Origin of the sequence: Bacillus sp. LNXM65, from assembly GCF_002998575.1 — a bacterium.
Taxonomy (GTDB): domain Bacteria; phylum Bacillota; class Bacilli; order Bacillales; family Bacillaceae; genus Bacillus.
In genome coordinates, this window is the sequence record NZ_PVRB01000002.1 from 347983 (window position 1) to 370662 (window position 22680).

Below are 22680 nucleotides of genomic sequence, written 5' to 3' on the forward strand. Positions count from 1 at the left end.
TAATTGAAAATGATTATCAATTATAGAGGAAATGAGGTTCTTTTACATATGCTAAAACGCTTTTTCGCCTATTACAGGCCCTATCGAGGTCTGTTCTTTTTAGATTTCTTTTGCGCTGTCGCCGTTGGATTGATGGAACTGGGTTTCCCGCTTATCGTGAACTACTTCATTGATACATTATTGCCAACAGGGAACTGGGCGGTCATTGGCTGGACCGCACTTGCGCTGTTTGTCATTTATGCACTCAGCTCGGTTATGCAATTTATTGTGTCGTACTGGGGGCATATGCTTGGAATTAATATTGAAACAGATATGAGGAAGAAGCTGTTTGATCACTTTCAGCGCCTATCCTTTAAATTCTTTGATAACAACAAAACGGGTAAGCTCATGTCACGGATGACAAACGACCTCATGTACATTGGAGAAGTGGCACATCACGGTCCTGAAGATTTGTTTATAGCCATTATGACAATTCTTGGTGCCTTTGCTGTCATGCTGATGATTAACTGGCAGCTGGCTATTTTAACCTTCCTGATCATGCCTGTCATCATCTGGCTTGCCCTTCATTTTAATAAGAAAATGACGCATGCGATTACACAGCTGAACAATGACATTGGAGACTTTCATGCAAGGGTTGAAAACAATATCGGCGGCATTCGTCTTGTTCAAGCCTTTGCCAATGAACATTTCGAGAAAAAACGTTTTGCTGAAAACAACAACCGGTTTCGGAAGGCGAAGCTTCTTTCTTATAAAATTATGTCGGTCAATGGATCGATCAGTTACATTCTCACACGTCTTGTGACACTGTTTGTCCTTCTCGCAGGTACATGGTTTGTCCTGCAAGGCCAATTAACAGCAGGTGGCTTTATCGCGTTTGTTCTGATCACAAATGTTTTATTTAGACCGATTGATAAAATCAACACGGTCATTGAAATGTATCCAAAAGGCATTGCGGGCTTTAAAAGCTATGTCGATTTACTAGAAACAGAGCCGGATGTGAAGGATACAGAGGGAGCACGTGATGTATACGGACTGAAAGGTGAAATTGAATATCGAAACGTGACATTTGGCTACGATGAACACAGCCATGTGCTAAAGGATATCGATTTAAAGATCAAACAAGGAGAAACGGTTGCGTTTGTCGGGCCTTCAGGAGCGGGGAAATCAACCATTTGCAGTCTACTGCCTCGTTTTTATGATGTGGATGAAGGGGAGATCACGATTGATGGTGTAAGCACAAAGTCTATGACATTGTCTTCTTTAAGGCAGCAGATCGGTATTGTGCAGCAGGATGTCTTTTTATTCTCGGGCACCATTCGTGAAAACATTGCGTACGGCAACCTAGAAGCCAGTGATGCAGAGATTTGGGAGGCTGTAAGAAGTGCGCATTTAGAGGAACTCGTTCAGCGTTTCCCAGAAGGGTTAAATACCGTGATAGGTGAGCGCGGCGTCAAACTGTCAGGTGGTCAAAAGCAGCGTCTGTCGATTGCGCGGATGTTCCTGAAAAACCCGTCCATTCTCATTCTAGATGAAGCCACATCAGCACTTGATACAGAAACAGAAAAAGCCATACAGGATGCATTGAGCGAACTGGCTGTCGGACGGACAACACTCGTCATTGCCCACCGCCTTGCGACAATTAAACACGCCGACCGTATCATCGTCGTGACAGAGGAAGGCATTCAAGAACAAGGCCGCCACCAAGACTTAATCCAAATGGGCGGCGTATACAGCAGACTGCACGAAGCGCAGTTTGGTCATTAAGAAGAAAGAGAAAGCCCTTTTGATAAGGGGCTTTCAGCGTGTAGACAAACCCTCGCATTCGTTGTCAGTCCTGCGCTCTGGTGCTCACGAATGTTCAGTTCGCTTCGCTCCAGTGCTCGTCCTTCCTAGACTGCAAAGGTTTTCTATCACGCTGAAAAAAGATAAAGGACTAAAATAAAGATCATTATAGCCCTTTGTCAAAAATCTGAAAGCCCTTTTGATAAAGGGCTTTTTTTGTTAGGATAGAAAAAACTCGTGTAGGAAGGATCTGATGGAATGAAGGGGCTTCGGCGATTACAAAAGGGAGATAAGATCGGTATTTTTTCACCTTCAAGTCCTGCATCAGCGACCTCGCCTCTTAGGTATCAGCGGGCGAAGAAGTGGCTTGAGCAAAAAGGATTCATTGTGGTACCAGGATCATTAACAGGGAAAGAGGATCACTACCGTTCAGGTACAATTCAAGAACGAGCCGATGAGCTGAATGAGCTAATGGCTAGAGAGGACTTGGCTTGTGTCATGTCAATGATTGGCGGGACAAATTCAAATAGTTTGCTGCCTTATCTTGATTTTGAGCTGCTGAATCAACATCCGAAAATCATGATCGGTTATTCAGATGCGACAGCGATTCTTTTAGCAGCCTACGAAAAAACGGGACTGCCTGTATTCTACGGACCGGCGCTTGTCCCATCTTTTGGAGAGTTTGAACCGTTCGTCGCTTATACATATCAGTCGTTCGAAGACATCCTGATGCAGCCTCAAACCATTCCTTATCAGGTCAAAAAACCACCTTTTTGGACGGATGAACGAATCAATTGGGAAGAAAAGACGCGTGATAAAAAGCAGCGTCCAAACGATTGGCTGTGCGTCATAGAGGGACAGGCAGAAGGTAGATTGATCGGCGGGAATCTGAATGCCATGTACGGCATATGGGGAAGTGAGTTCATGCCAGCCATTCAAAACGGAGACGTCCTCCTTATTGAAGATTGCATGAAAACCGCTTCGGTTGTAGAAAAAAACTTCTCTTTATTGAAAGTAAATGGAGTGTTTGAGCGGGTATCAGGTATTCTTTTGGGAAAACATGAGCTGTTTGATGATGAGGGAACGGGAAAAGAACCTTACGAGATTTTACTTGAGGTGCTTGGAGAGACAAAGAGACCGCTCATCGCAGATTTTGACTGTGCCCATACACACCCGATGCTTACGATGCCAATCGGGGCACAAGTGAAAATGGATGCAGCTTCAAAACAAGTTTGGTTGACAAAAGAGTGGATATAACAAAAGAGCGGCCTGAGGGCTGCTCTTTTTTATGAAACCTGCTCTTTTTCAAATGGCTGCAAGAGATCTTGCGCTTTTTTTCCCTCTACGACAATTAAGTAGTCAGACTCTAAATGAGTGAGCCTGAAGGTTTCAAGCTCTACGATGTTCTTGATGTTGCACATTGTTTTTTTAGAATACACATATAGACGATGTTGAGCCTGGTGGCATTTTTGATAAAGAGAAATAAGCTTATGTAAATTCAATGCTTTCGCAGCGATTTGGATTGAATAGATTTGAGACATCTTCATATCCTCCTGTTAATAACTTTCTCACAATAGCTTTGTTACCCTTGTTTGCATAGGGATAAACCTTTCTCTATGATTTCCACTCAATGGTTCCTCCGCCTGTTCGCTTGTTGCCTCTTATCGCAGACAGCTCTTCGACAAGTCGGAGCAGTGCCTGATCCTTTAACTTCGCCTCAATCATAAAATCTACATCACGCCCATACGGTTTTAAAGCATGAAAAAGCGGTAAGACAAAGGACATATCTACACCATCTGCATGACTGCGTATGGCTTTTTCTGATTTAGGTGAGGATAGATGGATTTTAGGCGGAATGCCAGTGCTCGTCCAAGTGTCGAACATTCTTGGCAGGATGTCTTCAAGCGCGGCATCGTCATCTTTATTGGCCACGTGATGATGGTAATCAAAAACAAATGGAATACCGTGCTTTTCACATACACCAAGGGTTTCTAACGACGTATACGTTTTGTCATCATTCTCAAGCGTCATTCTCGCCTTGATATGCGCCGGAAGCTTTTTGATATTGTCATCAAAACGTTGAAGCGCCGATTCTTTATCACCGTACGCACCGCCCACATGAATGTTCATATAGCCTTCCTTTTCGAGCTTCATCGCTTCAAGCATTTGATAATGGTACGTCATATCGATCACGGCATTTTCTGTGATTGAAGGCTTTGGGCTAGTAAACAAGGTAAATTGATTAGGGTGAAAGCTCACACGTAGCCCATGCCGTTTCACCAACTCGCCAATTTCAAGAAACTCCTTTTGAAAAGGTGTCACAAAGTCCCAGCGCACATCGGGATGGGTCGCGAGCGGGACGATCGAACTTGAAAAACGGTAAAGCGGGATATCATGGGCAATGGCGAAATAGAGCGTTCTTAATGTATTCACGAGATTGGCTTTCGTTGTTCGCAATAAAGCCTCTTCTCTCTCTTCCTTTGAGAGCTTACTGTATCTTGCAAAGGTCAGCGACTTGGCAGGAGAAGCTTCCCACAAGGTGACGGCATTGGATACATAACCAAATCGATAACGCATAGGTCATCTCCTTTATAAAAAGTACGAGAACATGGCGCCAACCCATTCCAGCGGACGTGACAAAAGCGGACGCTGGGTCATTTTCTCCTCTGTCATAAGCTCAGACACTTCCATGTGCTCCCGAATTTTTTCCTCTACGTGTGCAGTAAAGTCGGCATCATCAATGGCGACGTCTACTTCCTCATTTAGAAACAAGCTGCGTTTATCAAAATTTGCCGTGCTAATCATACAGCGTCTCTGGTCAATTAGAATGGCTTTCGCATGATAAAATCCTTTATAAAAACGATACACAAGGCAGCCAGAGGCAATGAGGTCCTTCAAATAATGAAATCCAGCCTCTTTGACAAGTGGATGATCCGCTTTCATTGGGATGATGATTTCAACCGTGACACCTCGCTCTCGTGCATCAAGCAGTGCACTCAGAAGAGGGGCAGATGGAATAAAGTAAGGCGTACAGATGATGATCTGCTTTCTCGCCTGCTGAATATCTTTGAGAAACAAAGCTTCTAAAGAAAAACCAGCAGTCGCGCGTGTTGTGCATTGTAGTGTTCCCGGTTCCAAAGCAGGAAAAACCTCATATTGCAGCTGATGAATGCCAGATGACCGGTATAAATCATTCAAAAACACATGCTGGAGATCTGCGACAACTTGCCCTGTCATGCGCAAATGATAATCTTTCCAAATGCCAAACTGGCCATTTTTTCCAACATATTCATCGCCAATATTAAACCCGCCAATATAGCCAATCTTTCCATCAATCACCGTAATTTTACGATGATTTCTCATGTTTAACCGATAAATCAAAAAAGGGAAACGAGGCTTATTTAAAAAGTAAAATTGGATGCCGCTTTTTTCTAGCATATCAATGGACTTTTGATCAAACGGATAGGACCCTAGTCGATCGGTCAGCAAAAAGACTGAAACCCCTTGTTCCGCTTTGGCTTTCAGTGCTTGTAAGACCCTTTGGCCAATCTTGTCGTTCTTTACAATAAAGAACATCATATGAATAGAAGAAGAGGCCTGTTGAATATCCGCGAGCAGCTGATCAAAAAATGGTTCGCCATCATGATAAAAAGCTGCATCACCGCTTGTTTTGTCAAAAGACCGTTCAAAAGCGCGGGTAGAAAAATATTTCTTTCCCATATAAAGGTCTACCATCACGAGAAAAACGATGGCAATGAGTACGAGTAGGATGATCAATGCGATCATGAAGCTTCCTCCTTTTTTGCATATTTCAATAGTGTACCCAATCGTGTAAAAAATATTGACTGAATGCTCATTCATTATTTATGATAGAGGTACAACATAGAAACGGAACAAAGTGGTTTTTGGGGAATGAAAGGGGGAGCAAGATGAATAGCCTTTTAATAATGAACTTGATCGCATTTGCGGCGGTGACCGCTTACGCTGTGTATTTGTTTATTTATCTCATTCGAACACGAGCGGCGTATATTCGTCTTGGTAAAAAAGAAGAATTTCAACAAGACATGAAGAAACGCTTAGAGCGTGTTTGGGTCAATGTGTTTGGGCAAAAGAAGCTGTTAAAGGACAAGAAGAGCGGCATCATTCATGTGCTGTTTTTCTACGGATTTATCCTTGTACAGTTCGGAGCCCTTGATTTTATTATGAAGGGACTCGTTCCGGGCAGCGGACTCCCTTTAGGTCCGCTTTACGGCTTCTTTACCTTTTTCCAAGAGGTGGTCACACTTCTCATTTTAGTAGCCGTTGTTTGGGCATTCCATAGAAGGTATGTGGAGAAGCTTGTCCGTTTAAAACGAGGCTTTAAATCAGGTCTAGTGCTTTTATTTATTGGCGGCTTGATGCTGACAGTCTTACTGGGGAACGGGATGAACATCATTTGGCATGGACACTCTCTATCACCAACTGAGCCAATCGCCTCCAGTATTGCTTTCTTGCTGGGCGGAATTTCACCTCTTGCAGCAACGGTCGTTTTTTATGTCGCATGGTGGGTGCATCTCCTTATTTTGCTGACATTCTTAGTATATGTCCCGCAGTCAAAGCACGCTCACCTCATTGCAGGACCGGTGAATGTATTTGCCAGCAGATTAGACCCGCCAGGCAAGCTGCAAAAAATTGATTTTGAAGATGAGACACAAGAGACCTTCGGTGTGGGAAAAATTGAAGACTTCCGTCAGTCACAGCTGATCGACCTTTACGCCTGTGTGGAATGCGGGCGATGCACAAATATGTGCCCGGCAACAGGAACAGGGAAGATGCTGTCTCCAATGGATTTGATTTTAAGGTTAAGAGATCATTTAACAAATAAAGGGGCCGCCATTACATCGAAGACACCATGGGTCCCGCAGCTTGCCTTCAGGCAGACAACAGGAAATCAGCTGGCGCTGCAGGCGAGAGGAGCAGGTGCAGAGGAATCGGCGGCCAGCTCAATGTATCATCCTTCTCTCATTGGTGAGGTCATTACAGAAGAAGAAATTTGGGCATGTACGACGTGCCGAAACTGTGAAGACCAATGCCCTGTCATGAATGAACACGTCGACAAGATTATTGATATGCGCAGATATCTTGTGCTGACCGAAGGGAAAATGGATGCAGATGCACAGCGTGCCATGACAAGCATTGAGCGCCAAGGGAACCCGTGGGGATTGAACCGGAAAGAAAGAGAAAATTGGCGTGAACTGAGAGAAGATGTGCATGTGCCGACAGTAAAAGAGCTGAAAAAAGCAGATCAAACCTTCGATTATTTATTCTGGGTTGGTTCAATGGGGGCATATGACAATCGAAGCCAAAAAATTGCGCTTGCCTTTGCAAAGCTCCTCAACGAAGCAGGGGTCTCCTTTGCCATCCTAGGCAATAAAGAGAAAAACTCAGGCGATACACCAAGAAGACTTGGAAACGAATTTTTATTCCAAGAGCTTGCTGCAAAAAATATTGAAGAATTCCAGAAAAACGGGGTCACAAAGATTGTGACAATTGATCCGCACGCCTACAATTTATTTAAAAATGAGTATCCAGACTTCGGACTTGAGGCAGAAGTGTACCATCATACAGAATTACTGGCAGAGCTAGTGAAAGAAGGGAAAATAACGCCTGTACATGAAGTGAACGAAGTGATTACCTTCCACGACTCTTGCTACCTAGGCAGATATAACGAAGTGTATGATCCGCCGAGAGACATTTTAAAAGCCATCCCTGGTGTGACGCTGAGAGAAATGGAGCGTCATCGTGAAACCGGTATGTGCTGCGGTGCAGGCGGGGGCTTAATGTGGATGGAAGAAGAGACAGGTACCCGGATTAACACTGCCCGAACGGAGCAGGCGTTACAGGTGCAGCCGTCCATCATCAGCTCAGGATGCCCTTATTGCCTCACCATGCTGGGAGATGGCACGAAGGCGAAGGAAGTAGAGGAGCAGGTAGGCACATTTGATGTCGCAGAACTTCTTGAAAAATCAGTGTTTGGTGAGGCTGGAAAGCAGGTTTCGTAAACAAAACAGGCCGATGAATAGGATATTCATCGGCTTATACATGGCGCTGTACATCAGCTGCCTAGATAATATGTAAGCGGTAACAAACGGGAGGGGACATACATGAGTAAGACGGTCATTGTATCTGGAGCAAGAACACCATTTGGAAAACTAGGCGGTGCTTTCAGTGGGTTGACTGCCGCAGAACTAGGCGGAATAGCGATCAAAGCTGCGCTGGAAAGAGTGCCGAGTTCGCATCATGTGGATGAGGTCATCATGGGAAGTGTTTTGCAGGGAGGACAAGGTCAGATTCCTTCAAGGCAAGCAGCAAGATATGCTGACCTTCCGTGGTCCGTTCCGACGCAAACTATCAATAAAGTCTGTGCATCAGGAATGCGCAGTGTGAGCACAGCAGATCAAATCATTCGAGCTGGAGATGCTGAGGTCATCGTAGCGGGCGGTATGGAATCCATGTCACACGCCCCTTATTTGCTAAAAAAAGCGCGATGGGGCTACAAAATGGGAGATGGTGCGGTACAAGATGCGATGATTTTAGATGGATTAACCTGTTCGTTCACAGGCGTTCATATGGGTGAGTATGGGAGCATGGCTGCAAAGGAGCTTGGTATCACGCGGGAAGAGCAAGACCTTTGGGCACTAAGAAGTCATGAACGGGCCATCGAAGCGCAGAAAAACGGCTTTTTTCAACAGGAAATCACCCCAGTCACCGTCAAGACGAAAACGGGAGAGCGGCTGATCACAGAAGATGAATCCCCGCGGCGTGATACGTCATATGAACGACTGTCAAAGCTCATGCCTGTTTTTGATCAAACGGGTACCATTACCGCTGGAAATGCACCAGGTGTCAATGATGGAGCAAGTGCGCTTCTTTTAATGAAAGACACATATGCGGAGCAGCATGACGTAAAGCCAATGGCAGTCGTGCTTGGGCATACGCAGGTAGCCGTAGAGGCAAAGGATTTTCCGAAAACACCAGCCTTTGCCATCGAGAGAATTTTACAGAAAACAGGCAAGCGTCTAGAGGATATCGATCTATTTGAAATCAATGAAGCCTTCTCAGCTGTGGCTCTGGCATGTGAAAAAATAACCGGGCTGGATCGGCGGAAAATGAATATCAACGGTGGTGCAGTTGCGCTTGGTCATCCCATTGGGGCAAGCGGAACACGTATCATATTGACTTTGGTTCATGCATTGAGACAAAGAGGCGGAGGCATTGGTATCGCGGCGATTTGCAGTGGAGGCGGTCAAGGAGATGCCATCATGATAAAGGTAGATTAAAAGGGAGGCGTTCATCGTCATGAGTACAGAAGAGACCGTCATGGTCGTTGGAGCAGGTCAAATGGGATCAGGCATTGCCCAAGTTTTTGCTCAGTCAGGCTACACAGTCCTGCTGCATGATGCATCTGAAAAGCAGATTCATCGAGCCATTTCCTCCATGACCAAACAACTGACGAAACGAGCAGAAAAAGGAAAGCTGGCCCATCAGGCAGTCCGAGATATTACGCAGCGGCTTGCCGTTTCCACAGATTTAAAGGACGTGCAGCAGGCTCATTTAGTGATTGAAGCTGCATCTGAACAAATGAGTGTGAAGAAACAAATCTTTGAAACACTTGATCAATTTGCAGAGGCGAAGACGATATTTGCAACAAACACATCTTCCTTGTCAATCACAGAATTAGCAGCTGTTACGGGGAGACCGGAGCAAGTGATTGGCATGCATTTTATGAACCCGGTGCCTGTCATGAAACTGGTTGAGGTCATTCGAGCGCTGCAAACAAGTGACGACACGTATCAAATCGTTTATGAAACAGCAAAGACATTAAACAAAACCCCAATTGAAGTGGAAGACTTCCCAGGGTTTGTATCAAATCGCATATTGATGCCAATGATCAATGAAGCCATTTACACCCTTTATGAAGGCGTGGCAGATGCAGAAAGCATTGACGGGGTCATGACGCTTGGAATGAATCACCCAATGGGGCCGCTTCGTCTCGCTGATTTCATCGGACTAGATACATGTTTATTTATTATGAATACCCTTCATGAAGGACTTGGGGATAGCAAATACCGACCTTGTCCTCTTTTGAAAAAATACGTAAATGCAGGCTGGCTGGGCAAAAAGACAATGAGAGGTTTTTACACATACCACGACCACTCATAGGGGGAGTCAAGATGGATGTTTTGCTTACGGATCAACAGCGTCTCTGGAGAGAACAGGCAGCAGAATTTGCAAGACAGCGTGTATTCCCTGAAGTGGAAGCCATGGAACAAGGTCAGTTCCCAAGAACACTTTTAGCTGAAATGGGACGCCAAGGCTTTCTAGGGATTCCAATACCAGCTTCGTATCAAGGCTTAGGAGCAGATTTTACAACATATATCATTGCGATTCATGAATTATCCAAAGTGAGTGCGACTATCGGTGTCATTGTGTCCGTTCATACATCTGTTGTGACGATGCCTATTTTGGCTTTTGGAACGAATGAGCAAAAAAAATCCTATGTTCCGCTGCTTGCATCCGGGCAGAAACTGGGGGCATTTTGCCTGACTGAACCCAAGGCTGGCTCAGATGCCTCCAGTATTCAGTTAAGAGCGGAGCGGGCAGGCGACCACTATGTGTTAAATGGTACGAAAATGTTTATTACAAGCGGCGGGGAAGCAGAACTGTATCTTGTCTTTGCAGTGACAGACCCTGCCTCTGCGAAAAAAAATATATCGGCGTTCATTGTCGAAAAAGATACACCAGGATTTACGATCGGAAAAGATGAGAAAAAGATGGGACTGCACGGGTCAAAAACAGTAACGCTTCATTTTGATGGTGTGCGGATTCCAAAGCAGCAGCTGCTCGGTGCAGAAGGAGAGGGCTTTCACATAGCCATGTCTAGTTTAAATGCGGGGAGAATCGGTATCTCGGCTCAAAGCCTTGGTATAGCAGAAGCCGCATTAGCGGAGGCAGTGACGTATTTAAAGCAGCACCCAGCAGGTCTAGAAACGACCATTCGGCTGGGTGATTTGGCGGCGAAGCTTGAAGCAGCCAAGCTGCTGGTCTATCAAGCGGCTTCTTATAAAGAGGCGAATCGTCCGGTCACAAAGGAAGCATCAATGGCAAAGCTATTTGCGTCAAAAACGGCAGTTGAGATCAGTACAGAAGTGATCCATTTGCTCGGCATGGATGGTTATACGAATCGCTATCAAACAGAACGTTACTTTCGTGATGCGAAAGTTTGTGAAATCTACGAAGGAACAAGTGAAATTCAAAGGCTGGTCATTTGTAAACAGCTAATATGAAACGAGGTGGCTCATGATGCAGTTTCAATTAAGTGATGAACATGAAATGATCCGAAAAATGGTGAGAGATTTTGCGAAAAATGAAGTAGAGCCAACAGCAGCAGAGCGGGACGAGACAGAAACGTATGATCCAGCTATTTTTCGCCAGATGGCGGAGCTCGGTTTAACGGGTATCCCTTGGCCGGAAGAGGTAGGCGGGATCGGCAGTGACTATTTAGCCTACGTCATCGCAGTTGAGGAGCTTTCAAGAGTGTGCGCCTCTACAGGCGTCACCCTCTCCGCTCACACCTCTCTCGCCTCGTGGCCCATCTATACTTTCGGAACAGATGAACAAAAGGAGACCTATTTAAAGCCGCTTGCAGAAGGACAGAAGGTAGGGGCATACGCACTCACTGAGAGCGGTTCAGGTTCAGATGCCGGTGGAATGAAGACAACGGCAGTAAAGGCAGGCAGTGAATACGTCCTGAACGGTGCGAAAATCTTTATTACAAATGGCGGCATTGCGGATTATTATATTGTGTTTGCCGTGACAGACCAAGAAGCTGCATCTCGAAATACAACCGCCTTTATTGTAGAAAAAGAGACCCCCGGGTTCTCGGTTGGCAAAAAGGAAAGCAAACTGGGCATCCGCTCATCGCCAACGACTGAAATTCGATTTGAAGATTGCCGGATTCATGAAAGGAACCGGCTCGGACAAGAAGGAGAAGGATTCAAAATAGCCATGATGACGCTCGATGGCGGTAGAAACGGTATTGCTGCTCAGGCTGTTGGGATTGCACAAGGCGCTCTTGATGCGGCGGTCCATTATGCGAAGGAGCGCAAGCAATTTGGCAAACCAATCATACAGCAGCAAGGGATCGCTTTTAAGCTGGCAGATATGGCAACTGCAATTGAAGCCTCCAGGCTGCTTACTTATCAGGCAGCATGGCTTGAAACGAAAGGGTTTCCGTATGGAAAGGAATCAGCTATGTCAAAGCTCTTTGCTGGAGATACAGCCATGAAAGTAACAACAGAAGCCGTTCAAATCTTCGGCGGCTACGGTTATACAAAGGATTACCCAGTCGAACGATACATGCGAGATGCGAAAATCACTCAAATTTATGAAGGCACACAAGAAATCCAGCGCCTAGTCATCTCGCGCAAACTGCTAGATATGTAGAAACCAAGCAAAGACCACCTGACGTGAGGTGGTCTGTTTTGGTGCGATAATCAGTTCTTAAATGTGAAATCATTTCCAATATTGTCCCATGCCACCTTATCAATATGATAAAATGTGCAAAAGTATCAATATGGAGGTTATCATGATGAACACAACATTTATGGGTATTTTAGGATTAGTCACGATGATCATATGGATTATGGTCTCCACAGAGCTTTCAAAGTCTCCAAAAAAGAAGGAAGAAAAAGAAAACAGCCGCAGAAAACTATTTGTCCTCATGCCTGCGGGAATGGTATGTACGATTGCTATCGTTATCTTATTCATTCAGAGAATCCAGTTTTAAAATAGAGATGAACAAACTAAAAGACAAAAAGCATACCGTACACAAAAGCCAGACCAATTTCACGCAGATGGTGCGCCCCATGAGAAAAAATCAAAAATTAACATGATTAAAGGTGGCATAAACTCCTCTAATTTGTTTATAATGAGAGGTATGGTTTGTCGTAAAAATAAGGTATAAACACTTATTATTTCACTGATAAATGGATACATACATGTAATAGAAAGGGAGTGTCTGACCTTGAGTTTGAAAGAATACTCACAGGAGCAGCTCAAGCACATGTCTTTAGTTGAACTTGCATATGAAATTTTCAGAGACAGCAAAACACCGATTACGTTTTCCGAGTTAATAGATGAAATGGTCCGTTTACAAGGGATACAAAAATCTGATCTTGATGATCGACTTGCTCAATTTTATACAGACTTAAATATAGATGGCCGCTTTATTTCGTTAGGTGATCAGAGATGGGGACTTCGCAGCTGGTATCCAGTTGATCAAATCGAAGAAGAAGTTCAGCCAGCTGTGAAAACAAAAGCGAAAAAGAAAAAAACAAAAGCAGCTGTCGTTGAAGAAGACTTCGATGAAATTGAAGAGGAAGAAGAAATCGAAGAGCTTGAAGAAGACCTTGATCTTGTTGAAGACGACGATGATCTCGACCTAGACGATGATGAGGAAATTGACGAAGATATAGAAGACTTCGACGAAGACGATGACGACGAAGATGATGACGGCTTAACAGAAATTGACGAAGACGATTTAGACGATAATAAGAAAGAAAAATAACCCTCACAAACCGGTCCTCAAAACAGGACAAAACCGTCTTGACTTTCGAGAGCGAACTATGTAGTATGTATTTTGGGCTCTCTAAAAAGAGTACGTAAAGATACGTTCATTTACGCTCCCTTTCATTTATTTGAAAGGGAGCTTTCTTATTTTTCAAGAGATTTAGGGATACACTCTAAAAAGGATGAAGCTGTGCATGTCTAGTCATGCAAGGGTAAAAAAGAGAGGAGCATACGAAATGACAAAGTATATTTTTGTAACAGGAGGAGTTGTTTCCTCACTTGGAAAAGGGATCACGGCTGCATCGTTAGGCCGCCTTCTGAAAAATAGAGGGATGGATGTCACCATTCAAAAATTCGATCCATATATCAACGTAGACCCAGGGACGATGAGTCCATATCAGCACGGTGAGGTCTTCGTCACAGATGACGGTGCTGAAACAGACCTTGACTTAGGTCACTACGAGCGCTTCATTGATATTAACTTAAATAAGTACAGCAACGTCACAACTGGTAAAATCTACTCTACTGTTCTGAAGAAAGAGCGCCGAGGCGACTATTTAGGCGGAACCGTACAGGTTATTCCCCATATTACAAATGAAATCAAAGACCGCGTGTACCGTGCCGGAAAAGAAACAGGTGCAGATGTGGTCATTACAGAAATCGGTGGAACAGTAGGAGACATCGAATCCCTTCCTTTCCTTGAAGCGATTCGTCAAATGAAGAGTGACATTGGCCGTGAAAACGTGATGTACATTCATTGTACCCTTGTTCCTTACATCCGAGCAGCTGGTGAACTGAAAACAAAACCAACACAGCATAGTGTAAAAGAACTTCGCAGCCTTGGTATCCAGCCAAACGTTATTGTGGTCAGAACTGAAATGCCAATGACCCAAGACATGAAGGACAAAATTGCGTTATTCTGTGATATCGATACAAAAGCTGTTATTGAATGTCAGGATGCAGACACGCTGTACTCTATTCCGCTTGATTTACAAAAACAAGGACTAGACAAGCTTGTATGTGAACATATGAAACTTGACTGCCAAGATGCAGACATGACGGAGTGGACAGCGCTAGTCGATAAAGTACAAAATCTCTCAAAACAAGTCACAATTGGTCTAGTAGGAAAATATGTTGAACTGCAAGATGCATACATTTCTGTCGTTGAATCACTTCGCCATGCTGGTTATGCATTTGATGCAGACGTTCAAATCAAATGGATCAATGCAGAAGAAGTGACAGCAGAAAATATGGCTGATTTCGCGCAAGATGTAGACGGCATCATCGTTCCTGGAGGCTTCGGAGACCGCGGAGTGGAAGGGAAAATCATTGCTACACAATATGCCCGTGAAAACAAAGTGCCATTCTTCGGAATCTGCTTAGGAATGCAAGTTGCGTCGATCGAATATGCGAGAAACGTACTAGGCCTTGAGGGAGCTCATTCAGCGGAAATTGATCCTGAAACAGCATTCCCAATCATTGACCTTCTTCCAGAACAGAAGGATGTAGATGATCTAGGCGGAACACTTCGTCTTGGTCTGTATCCATGTAAATTAAATGAAGACTCAAAAGCATTTGCTGCATACAATGACGAAGTGGTCTACGAACGCCACCGTCATCGCTATGAGTTTAATAATGAATTCAGACAGCAAATGGAAGCCGCAGGCTTTGTCTTCTCTGGTACAAGCCCAGACGGACGTCTTGTTGAAATTATCGAGCTGAAGGATCATCCTTGGTTCCTTGCTTCTCAGTTCCACCCAGAATTCGTCTCAAGACCGACAAGACCACAGCCATTATTTAGAGATTTCGTTGGTGCTTCACTGCAAGCATCTGAATCAAAATAAATCAAAAACTGCCGAGAATATGATCTTCTCGGCAGTTTTTTTATTCATATTCCTCAACGATTTCTTTCACAGTAAACGATAGAGCGTGGTAGACGTATAAGCATGTCATTAAAGCAGGATAACCGAACCTTGTTCCGTCATCAGCGGGCACAAGCGGTTTCTTGAGCTGAAAATCAATGTGGACATCACAATGCTCTTCAATCATGGACGGCTCCTTTTGTGCTGGACCGACACCAACAATGGGCGTACCTTGAGCGTGCAGCTCTTTTACAAGAGATTGAATATCCTCGTCTTCTGGGTCTGAATAAAATAGCAGCACCCTGTCACTTGGATGAAGCAAGCTGAGCTCCGTTTGATCAAGCGGCAGTACTTTCGCACCTGGAAAGGGCTCCTTGCTTTCAGTTGCCTCTAGGGCTACAGCAGCCAGTTCATTCTTTCCGTGAAAATAAACAGCATGTCCACTGACAACGGCTTGTGCAAGAAGGCGTGCACCATCCTCGATCGCTTCAGCCTGCTTTTCTCCAATACGTGAAAAAATACCTGATAACTGGGTCGTGAAAATTTTTAACAAGACTGATTACCTCCTTCGGTCAGATCATTTTATAATAGAATATAAAGAGAATATTAGGAAAAATGCTCAGAAAATGTCGTAAAGTAAACTATTATAAATAAAGGAAATGTGAAAATCAAACAGAATTATTTAACAACAGCTCTTTTTATGGCGAAAAATGAAAGCAATGGGGTGTAACAGATGAATGAGAAAATTTTAATTGTCGATGATCAATACGGTATTAGAATATTATTAAATGAAGTGTTTCATAAAGAAGGCTATCAAACCTTCCAAGCAGCCAATGGACTTCAGGCGTTAGATATTGTGAAAAATCATAGACCAAACCTTGTCCTGCTTGATATGAAGATTCCCGGAATGGATGGTATTGAAATTTTAAAACGCATGAAATTAATTGATGAAGACATCCGTGTCATCATTATGACAGCCTATGGCGAATTAGACATGATCCAAGAATCAAAAGAACTCGGTGCATTGACGCACTTTGCGAAACCATTTGATATTGATGAAATCCGAGATGCTGTTAAAGAATACTTGCCGCTCGAAACAAATGGTTAGATGGAAATGATTGAATCGAGTCATTCTGTTGCCGATTTGTCGAATAATTGGTATCCTAGATAAGAAGAAGAAAGCGATCTGACTTTGAAAGTTTACATATGGCGAGAAATTCTGGTCATGCTAGGGTGGAGAGCTTTTTTTAGTAAGCAAATTAGCTACATAGGGAGGATTTTTCATCATGCCTTTAGTTTCAATGACAGAAATGTTGAAAGACGCAAAGGAAAAAGGTTACGCTGTTGGACAGTTTAACTTAAATAATTTAGAATTCACGCAAGCGATTTTACAAGCTGCTGAAGAAGAGAAATCTCCAGTTATCTTAGGAGTATCTGAAGGGGCAGGACGCTACATGGGCGGCTTCAAAACAGTTGTCGCAATGGTAAAAGCGTTAATCGAAGAATATAATGTAACAGTTCCTGTTGCGATTCATTTAGATCACGGTTCAAGCTTTGAATCTTGTGCAAAAGCAATCCATGCAGGATTTACTTCTGTCATGATCGACGCTTCTCACCACCCATTCGATGAGAACGTAGCAACAACTGCGAAAGTAGTTGAGCTTGCACATTTCCACGGTGTATCTGTAGAAGCTGAGCTTGGAACTGTTGGCGGACAAGAAGACGACGTCATCGCTGAGGGCGTTATTTATGCTGATCCAAAAGAATGCCAAGAGCTTGTAGAACGCACTGGCATTGACTGCCTTGCACCTGCACTAGGTTCAGTTCATGGTCCATACAAAGGTGAACCAAACCTTGGTTTCGCTGAAATGGAAGAAATCGGTAAAATGACAGGCCTTCCACTTGTTCTTCACGGCGGAACAGGTATCCCAACTGCTGACATCAAGCGTTCAATTTCACTTGGTACAGCAAAAATCAATGTAAACACTGAAAACCAAATTGCTTCTGCGAAAGCAGTACGCGAAACACTTGCTGCAAAAACAGAAGAGTATGATCCACGTAAATATCTTGGACCAGCTCGTGACGCAATTAAAGCGACTGTTATCGGCAAAATGCGCGAATTTGGTTCTTCTAACCAAGCATAATTTGATGAGAACCGAAAGCCGCCTGAGTCACAGGCGGTTTTCTCCATATCTTGAGAAAGCGCAATCAAAATTTACATTTCAGACAATTTATTGATAGGAGAGTGGCACGGTTATGTTATTTTTCGTAGATACAGCGAATATCGCAGACATCAAAGAGGCGCACGAGCTTGGCATTTTAGCAGGCGTCACAACAAACCCTAGTTTAGTAGCGAAAGAAAAGGACGTATCATTCCACGACCGTCTTCGCGAAATCACTGACGTCGTATCAGGTTCTGTCAGTGCAGAAGTGATTTCCCTTAAAGCAGAGGAAATGATTGAAGAAGGAAAAGAGCTTGCTGCCATCGCACCAAATATCACGGTCAAAGTACCGATGACAACAGATGGCCTTAAAGCTGTCAAAGCGTTAACAGACCTTGGTATTAAAACAAACGTCACTTTGATTTTTAGTGCAAACCAGGCATTGCTTGCAGCTAGAGCTGGTGCAACGTATGTCTCTCCATTCCTCGGCCGCTTAGATGACATTGGCCAAAATGGTCTCGATCTCATCAGCGAAGTGAAAACCATTTTTGATGTTCACGGATTAGATACACAAATCATTGCTGCATCCATTCGTCACCCGCAGCACGTGACAGAAGCTGCGCTTAGAGGTGCTCATATCGGCACAATGCCGCTGAAAGTCATCAAGCAGCTGACAAAACACCCGTTAACGGATGCAGGCATTGAGCAATTTTTAGCAGACTGGAATAAATAAGTGATTGTGGCAGACGGGATTGTCTCCCGTTTGCCGCAGTTTTCCTTAAAAACGCTAAGAAATGTTTTGTGCAAAGAAGAGAACATCACAGCCTCGCAAAGCTTCGATTATTTTTCTTCCGACAAATTTCGTTTAACCTGTATTCTTTCTCTTGATATTGGCTAAATTTTGGACAAGACCTTTTAAAGCGCGACATCCACAAACAGTATAACTCCAACAGTGATCTTCTTTAAGAAGGGAGACAAATATGGAAAAGTTAAACATTGCCGGCGGTGACCCTTTGCGCGGGACCGTACATATTAGTGGTGCGAAAAATAGTGCAGTGGCACTGATTCCTGCCACGATTCTCGCTGATTCTCCAGTAACCATTGAGGGCCTTCCGCATATTTCAGATATTGACACATTACGAGATCTGTTAGAAGAGATTGGCGGAAAGGTTACGTTTGAAAAAGGTGAAATGATCGTCAATCCTTCTTCCATGATCAGTATGCCGCTTCCTAATGGAAAGGTGAAGAAACTGCGTGCATCCTATTATTTAATGGGAGCCATGCTCGGCAGGTTCAAGCAGGCTGTCATCGGACTGCCAGGAGGATGTCACTTAGGACCTAGGCCGATCGATCAGCATATCAAAGGCTTTGAAGCACTTGGTGCCGAGGTGACAAACGAGCAGGGTGCGATTTATTTGCGCGCTGAAAAATTAGTCGGAGCTCGTATTTACCTTGATGTTGTCAGTGTAGGTGCGACCATCAATATCATGCTGGCAGCCGTACTGGCTGAAGGAAAAACGGTGATTGAAAATGCCGCAAAAGAACCCGAAATTATTGATGTAGCGACACTGCTTGCAAGCATGGGAGCCAAAATCAAAGGTGCGGGTACTGATGTGATTCGAATCGAAGGTGTAGAATCTCTTCATGGCTGTAAGCATTCCATCATCCCTGACCGCATAGAAGCAGGCACATTTTTAATTGCTGGTGCTGCGATGGGAGATGAAGTTGTTCTTGATAATGTGATCCCAACTCATTTAGAATCAATTACGGCGAAACTTAGAGAAATGGGGTTCACCATTGAAACGAGCAACGATCAGATGCTGATCGTTGGCAGAAACGAAGGACTCAAGCCTGTCGATATCAAAACCCTTGTGTATCCGGGCTTTCCGACTGACCTTCAGCAGCCGATGACGGCGCTGTTAACAAAGGCGAAAGGCACGAGTGTGGTCACAGATACGATCTACTCAGCCCGCTTTAAGCACATTGACGAATTGCGTCGAATGGGTGCAAACATGAAGGTCGAAGGTAGATCTGCCATTATAACTGGGCAAACGCAGCTTCAAGGAGCAAAGGTCAAAGCAAGTGACCTTCGTGCAGGTGCTTGTCTCGTCGTTGCAGGGTTAATGGCAGACGGTGTGACCGAAATCACAGGGCTTGAACATATAGACAGAGGATATAGTTTGCTTGAGAAGAAGCTTGAAGGCTTGGGTGCAACCATCTGGCGTGAAAAGCTGAATGACCAAGAAATAGAAGAACTTCAAAATTCGTAAGGCTTTGACTGTGAGAGGAGATTTGGACAAAAATGGAAAGAAGTTTATCGATGGAACTAGTACGGGTGACAGAAGCAGCCGCATTAAAATCTGCCCGTTGGATGGGAAGAGGATTAAAAGACGAAGCAGATGATGCTGCAACAAGTGCAATGCGTGATGTATTTGATACCATTCCGATGAAAGGAACAGTGGTCATTGGCGAGGGAGAAATGGACGAAGCACCAATGCTTTATATTGGGGAAAAGCTTGGGAACGGATACGGACCCCGCGTGGATGTTGCTGTTGATCCATTAGAAGGAACAAATATTGTGGCAAGCGGCGGCTGGAATGCCTTAGCTGTTATTGCGGTTGCAGATCATGGCAACCTGCTGAATGCACCTGATATGTACATGGATAAGATTGCAGTAGGTCCAGAAGCGGTAGGCTGCATCGACATCGAAGCGCCTGTCATTGATAATCTTCGCGCTGTGGCAAAAGCAAAAAACAAAGATATTGAAGATGTCGTTGCAACGATTTTAAACAGAGATCGACATGAGAAAATTATTGCTGAACTGAGAGAAGCAGGAGCAAGAATTAAACTGATCGATGATGGTGACGTTGCAGGAGCTATTAATACAGCATTTGATCACACAGGTGTTGATATTCTATTTGGTTCAGGCGGAGCGCCAGAAGGTGTTCTTTCTGCTGTTGCGTTAAAGGCACTTGGTGGTGAAATCCACGGAAAGCTTCTTCCTCAAAGTGAAGAAGAACTGAGACGCTGTGAGAAAATGGGGCTGGATGTTGGAAAAGTCCTAAGAATGGAAGACCTCGTGAAGGGCGACGACGCCATTTTTGCAGCGACTGGTGTAACAGACGGCGAGCTATTAAAAGGTGTTCAATTCAAAGGCTCTGTTGGAACAACACATAGTGTTGTTATGCGTGCGAAATCGGGTACAGTTCGTTTCGTAGACGGCAGACACAGCTTAAAGAAAAAACCGAATCTTGTCATTCGTCCGTAATCTGAAAGCGGGTATTCATTACCCGCTTTTCATATAGGTGTCAAATGTATATCATTTTCTTTTTAAAGTTGAATATTCTCTGCAAATGAGGTAAAACTAAAGAGTGCTGCGAAATTTTCTGCGAATTTACTTCTTTTAAGCTTCAACAAGTTTAAATACTGCCGCATCATGACGATATACTCATTATCCTTCTCTATGTTGACAAAGCTCAATTTCACATTGTTCCTATCTTTTACGATAAAACGAGTGGGAGCGTTACCATGAGAGCGAGGTCATTCCAACAAAACGGAATTAAAAGCTAATCAAATACAATGGTCATGCATTTGTAATGAAATACATTGACTAGAAAAGTGTGGTGTCCATATTGAAAGATGTTTCGATTTCATCTTTGGAAAATATGAAATTAAAAGAGCTGTATGAGTTAGCAAAAAAATACAAAATCTCTTATTACAGCAAACTAACAAAAAAAGAATTAATTTTTGCCATCTTAAAGGCGAACGCTGAGCAAGAGGATCTCTTATTTATGGAAGGGGTTCTTGAAATTATTCAGTCTGAGGGATTTGGTTTCTTAAGACCAATTAACTATTCTCCAAGTTCTGAAGACATTTATATTTCAGCTTCACAAATCAGACGCTTTGATTTACGAAACGGAGATAAGGTGTCTGGAAAGGTACGACCTCCAAAAGAGAATGAACGCTACTATGGCCTCCTTCATGTAGAAGCGGTAAATGGGGACGACCCAGAATCAGCTAAGGAACGTGTTCACTTTCCTGCACTCACGCCGCTATTCCCTGATCGTCAAATGATTCTTGAAACACAGCCTAATCACCTGTCTACTAGAATTATGGATATGATGGCGCCAGTTGGATTTGGGCAGCGTGGTTTAATTGTTGCACCGCCTAAGGCTGGGAAAACCATTTTGCTCAAAGAAATTGCCAACAGCATTTCTGAAAATCACCCAGAGTCAGAGCTGATTGTCCTTTTGATAGACGAACGCCCGGAGGAAGTAACAGATATCGAACGTTCTGTTGCAGGGGATGTTGTTAGTTCAACCTTTGACGAAGTACCGGAAAACCACATTAAAGTAGCAGAGCTTGTATTAGAGCGTGCCATGCGTCTTGTTGAACATAAGAAAGATGTCATCATCTTAATGGACAGCATCACAAGGCTTGCTCGTGCATACAACCTTGTCATCCCGCCAAGCGGCCGAACGCTTTCCGGCGGTATTGATCCAGCGGCCTTCCACCGTCCAAAACGCTTCTTTGGTGCTGCGCGTAACATTGAAGAAGGCGGAAGCTTGACGATTTTAGCCACTGCGCTTGTGGATACGGGATCACGTATGGATGATGTGATTTATGAGGAGTTTAAGGGAACGGGGAACATGGAGCTTCATTTGGACCGATCTCTTGCAGAAAGAAGAATTTTCCCAGCGATCGACATTCGTCGTTCTGGTACGAGAAAAGAAGAACTGCTTGTACCAAAAGAGCATCTTGACCGTCTATGGGCGATGAGAAAATCGATGTCAGATACACCTGACTTTGCTGAGAAGTTCATGCGCAAAATGAGAAAAACAAAGACAAACCAAGAATTTTTCGATATTTTAACGCAAGAATGGAAACAAGCGAACATGTCTGCATCAAAAAGATAGCTTGTTGAAAAAATACATTTGCAATCATAGACTCACACTGTTATAATTTCATCATGTGCGTTTCAGAATTTATTCTGAGATATTAACTCTGTTTCCGAATTGGATTCAGGGCGGAAGGAGATGACAGTAGATGAAAACAGGAATTCATCCTAACTACAAAAAAGCTACAGTCAAATGCGCTTGTGGAAATGAGTTTGAAACTGGATCAGTAAAAGAAGAGGTACGCATCGAGATTTGCTCTGAGTGCCATCCTTTCTATACAGGCCGTCAAAAATTCGCTTCTGCTGATGGACGTGTTGACCGCTTTAACAAAAAATACGGTCTTAAGTAATAATAGATACAATAAAC

21 protein-coding genes are annotated in these 22680 nt (G+C 43.8%); 17 read left to right on the forward strand and 4 right to left on the reverse strand.

Annotated features, from left to right (window positions below; translation table 11 throughout):
* Positions 1–48: 48 nt before the first annotated feature.
* Together C6Y03_RS05350 and C6Y03_RS05360 are read left to right on the forward strand one after the other, a co-directional pair.
* On the forward strand, positions 49–1764 hold the full coding sequence (locus C6Y03_RS05350; protein ID WP_106039023.1) for an ABC transporter ATP-binding protein: 1716 nt from the start codon (positions 49–51) through the stop codon (positions 1762–1764).
* 276 nt (positions 1765–2040) lie between these two features.
* Positions 2041–3039, forward strand: a complete 999-nt coding sequence (locus C6Y03_RS05360; protein WP_066031605.1) for a S66 family peptidase — start codon at positions 2041–2043, stop codon at positions 3037–3039.
* Between the two features lie 29 nt (positions 3040–3068).
* On the opposite strand, the gene C6Y03_RS05365 is transcribed toward C6Y03_RS05360, so the two are convergent.
* The 3 genes from C6Y03_RS05365 to cls form a co-directional block, all read right to left on the reverse strand.
* Positions 3069–3323, reverse strand: coding sequence for a general stress protein (locus C6Y03_RS05365; protein WP_095285673.1), 255 nt, complete (start codon positions 3321–3323; stop codon positions 3069–3071).
* 73 nt (positions 3324–3396) lie between these two features.
* Positions 3397–4359, reverse strand: coding sequence for a UV DNA damage repair endonuclease UvsE (uvsE, locus tag C6Y03_RS05370; RefSeq protein ID WP_106038966.1), 963 nt, complete (start codon positions 4357–4359; stop codon positions 3397–3399).
* A gap of 12 nt (positions 4360–4371) precedes the next feature.
* Positions 4372–5568, reverse strand: coding sequence for a cardiolipin synthase (gene cls, locus C6Y03_RS05375; protein WP_060597500.1), 1197 nt, complete (start codon positions 5566–5568; stop codon positions 4372–4374).
* Between the two features lie 143 nt (positions 5569–5711).
* Here cls and C6Y03_RS05380 point away from each other — a divergent pair, with 143 nt between their 5' ends.
* The 8 genes from C6Y03_RS05380 (at position 5712) to pyrG (ending at position 15236) form a co-directional block, all read left to right on the forward strand.
* A complete protein-coding gene (locus C6Y03_RS05380; protein WP_066031609.1) occupies positions 5712–7823 on the forward strand; it encodes a (Fe-S)-binding protein in 2112 nt (703 codons plus the stop codon).
* 102 nt (positions 7824–7925) lie between these two features.
* A complete protein-coding gene (locus C6Y03_RS05385) occupies positions 7926–9101 on the forward strand; it encodes an acetyl-CoA C-acetyltransferase (protein WP_106038967.1) in 1176 nt (391 codons plus the stop codon).
* A 19-nt stretch (positions 9102–9120) separates the two neighbouring features.
* A complete protein-coding gene (locus tag C6Y03_RS05390; protein WP_106038968.1) occupies positions 9121–9984 on the forward strand; it encodes a 3-hydroxybutyryl-CoA dehydrogenase in 864 nt (287 codons plus the stop codon).
* A gap of 11 nt (positions 9985–9995) precedes the next feature.
* A complete protein-coding gene (locus C6Y03_RS05395) occupies positions 9996–11108 on the forward strand; it encodes an acyl-CoA dehydrogenase family protein (RefSeq protein ID WP_106038969.1) in 1113 nt (370 codons plus the stop codon).
* Positions 11109–11124: 16 nt separating this feature from the next.
* Complete coding sequence (locus tag C6Y03_RS05400; protein ID WP_034660310.1) at positions 11125–12267, forward strand: acyl-CoA dehydrogenase; 1143 nt, start codon at positions 11125–11127, stop codon at positions 12265–12267.
* 145 nt (positions 12268–12412) lie between these two features.
* The gene (locus C6Y03_RS05405; RefSeq protein WP_034660309.1) at positions 12413–12610 is read left to right on the forward strand and encodes a hypothetical protein; all 198 of its coding nucleotides are present in this window, start codon (positions 12413–12415) and stop codon (positions 12608–12610) included.
* Positions 12611–12847: 237 nt separating this feature from the next.
* Positions 12848–13390 (forward strand): DNA-directed RNA polymerase subunit delta, encoded by a 543-nt coding sequence (gene rpoE, locus C6Y03_RS05410; RefSeq protein ID WP_106038970.1) that lies wholly within the window; start codon positions 12848–12850, stop codon positions 13388–13390.
* A 238-nt stretch (positions 13391–13628) separates the two neighbouring features.
* Complete coding sequence (gene pyrG, locus C6Y03_RS05415) at positions 13629–15236, forward strand: glutamine hydrolyzing CTP synthase (RefSeq protein ID WP_003215143.1); 1608 nt, start codon at positions 13629–13631, stop codon at positions 15234–15236.
* Between the two features lie 40 nt (positions 15237–15276).
* Here pyrG and C6Y03_RS05420 read toward each other — a convergent pair whose 3' ends face one another.
* Positions 15277–15807, reverse strand: coding sequence for a DUF2529 domain-containing protein (locus C6Y03_RS05420; RefSeq protein ID WP_106038971.1), 531 nt, complete (start codon positions 15805–15807; stop codon positions 15277–15279).
* A 180-nt stretch (positions 15808–15987) separates the two neighbouring features.
* On the opposite strand from C6Y03_RS05420, the gene C6Y03_RS05425 reads away from it, so the two are divergent.
* The 7 genes from C6Y03_RS05425 (at position 15988) to rpmE (ending at position 22663) form a co-directional block, all read left to right on the forward strand.
* Positions 15988–16362: a response regulator gene (locus C6Y03_RS05425; protein WP_003214681.1), complete on the forward strand. Its 375-nt coding sequence runs from the start codon at positions 15988–15990 to the stop codon at positions 16360–16362.
* Between the two features lie 178 nt (positions 16363–16540).
* Complete coding sequence (locus C6Y03_RS05430; RefSeq protein WP_034660304.1) at positions 16541–17398, forward strand: class II fructose-bisphosphate aldolase; 858 nt, start codon at positions 16541–16543, stop codon at positions 17396–17398.
* Between the two features lie 112 nt (positions 17399–17510).
* Entirely contained in the window at positions 17511–18149 is a 639-nt protein-coding gene (gene fsa, locus C6Y03_RS05435) for a fructose-6-phosphate aldolase (RefSeq protein ID WP_034660303.1), read from the forward strand.
* A 247-nt stretch (positions 18150–18396) separates the two neighbouring features.
* Positions 18397–19686 (forward strand): UDP-N-acetylglucosamine 1-carboxyvinyltransferase, encoded by a 1290-nt coding sequence (locus C6Y03_RS05440; RefSeq protein ID WP_034660302.1) that lies wholly within the window; start codon positions 18397–18399, stop codon positions 19684–19686.
* 32 nt (positions 19687–19718) lie between these two features.
* Positions 19719–20684, forward strand: a complete 966-nt coding sequence (gene glpX, locus C6Y03_RS05445; protein WP_012011567.1) for a class II fructose-bisphosphatase — start codon at positions 19719–19721, stop codon at positions 20682–20684.
* 364 nt (positions 20685–21048) lie between these two features.
* Positions 21049–22332: a transcription termination factor Rho gene (gene rho / locus C6Y03_RS05450; RefSeq protein WP_106038972.1), complete on the forward strand. Its 1284-nt coding sequence runs from the start codon at positions 21049–21051 to the stop codon at positions 22330–22332.
* A gap of 130 nt (positions 22333–22462) precedes the next feature.
* Positions 22463–22663 carry a 50S ribosomal protein L31 gene (gene rpmE, locus C6Y03_RS05455; RefSeq protein ID WP_003215407.1) on the forward strand — a complete coding sequence of 67 codons (201 nt, stop codon included), beginning with the start codon at positions 22463–22465 and terminating at the stop codon, positions 22661–22663.
* Positions 22664–22680: the final 17 nt, after the last annotated feature.

What these genes read in the sequence shown, in the direction of transcription:
- C6Y03_RS05350 (WP_106039023.1), top strand. Translation starts at nt 49, where the DNA reads ATGCTAAAACGCTTTTTCGCCTATTACAGGCCCTATCGAGGTCTGTTC.
- C6Y03_RS05360 (WP_066031605.1), top strand. Translation starts at nt 2,041, where the DNA reads ATGAAGGGGCTTCGGCGATTACAAAAGGGAGATAAGATCGGTATTTTT.
- C6Y03_RS05365 (WP_095285673.1), bottom strand. Translation starts at nt 3,323, where the DNA reads ATGTCTCAAATCTATTCAATCCAAATCGCTGCGAAAGCATTGAATTTA.
- uvsE (WP_106038966.1), bottom strand. Translation starts at nt 4,359, where the DNA reads ATGCGTTATCGATTTGGTTATGTATCCAATGCCGTCACCTTGTGGGAA.
- cls (WP_060597500.1), bottom strand. Translation starts at nt 5,568, where the DNA reads ATGATCGCATTGATCATCCTACTCGTACTCATTGCCATCGTTTTTCTC.
- C6Y03_RS05380 (WP_066031609.1), top strand. Translation starts at nt 5,712, where the DNA reads ATGAATAGCCTTTTAATAATGAACTTGATCGCATTTGCGGCGGTGACC.
- C6Y03_RS05385 (WP_106038967.1), top strand. Translation starts at nt 7,926, where the DNA reads ATGAGTAAGACGGTCATTGTATCTGGAGCAAGAACACCATTTGGAAAA.
- C6Y03_RS05390 (WP_106038968.1), top strand. Translation starts at nt 9,121, where the DNA reads ATGAGTACAGAAGAGACCGTCATGGTCGTTGGAGCAGGTCAAATGGGA.
- C6Y03_RS05395 (WP_106038969.1), top strand. Translation starts at nt 9,996, where the DNA reads ATGGATGTTTTGCTTACGGATCAACAGCGTCTCTGGAGAGAACAGGCA.
- C6Y03_RS05400 (WP_034660310.1), top strand. Translation starts at nt 11,125, where the DNA reads ATGCAGTTTCAATTAAGTGATGAACATGAAATGATCCGAAAAATGGTG.
- C6Y03_RS05405 (WP_034660309.1), top strand. Translation starts at nt 12,413, where the DNA reads ATGAACACAACATTTATGGGTATTTTAGGATTAGTCACGATGATCATA.
- pyrG (WP_003215143.1), top strand. Translation starts at nt 13,629, where the DNA reads ATGACAAAGTATATTTTTGTAACAGGAGGAGTTGTTTCCTCACTTGGA.
- C6Y03_RS05425 (WP_003214681.1), top strand. Translation starts at nt 15,988, where the DNA reads ATGAATGAGAAAATTTTAATTGTCGATGATCAATACGGTATTAGAATA.
- C6Y03_RS05430 (WP_034660304.1), top strand. Translation starts at nt 16,541, where the DNA reads ATGCCTTTAGTTTCAATGACAGAAATGTTGAAAGACGCAAAGGAAAAA.
- fsa (WP_034660303.1), top strand. Translation starts at nt 17,511, where the DNA reads ATGTTATTTTTCGTAGATACAGCGAATATCGCAGACATCAAAGAGGCG.
- C6Y03_RS05440 (WP_034660302.1), top strand. Translation starts at nt 18,397, where the DNA reads ATGGAAAAGTTAAACATTGCCGGCGGTGACCCTTTGCGCGGGACCGTA.
- glpX (WP_012011567.1), top strand. Translation starts at nt 19,719, where the DNA reads ATGGAAAGAAGTTTATCGATGGAACTAGTACGGGTGACAGAAGCAGCC.
- rpmE (WP_003215407.1), top strand. Translation starts at nt 22,463, where the DNA reads ATGAAAACAGGAATTCATCCTAACTACAAAAAAGCTACAGTCAAATGC.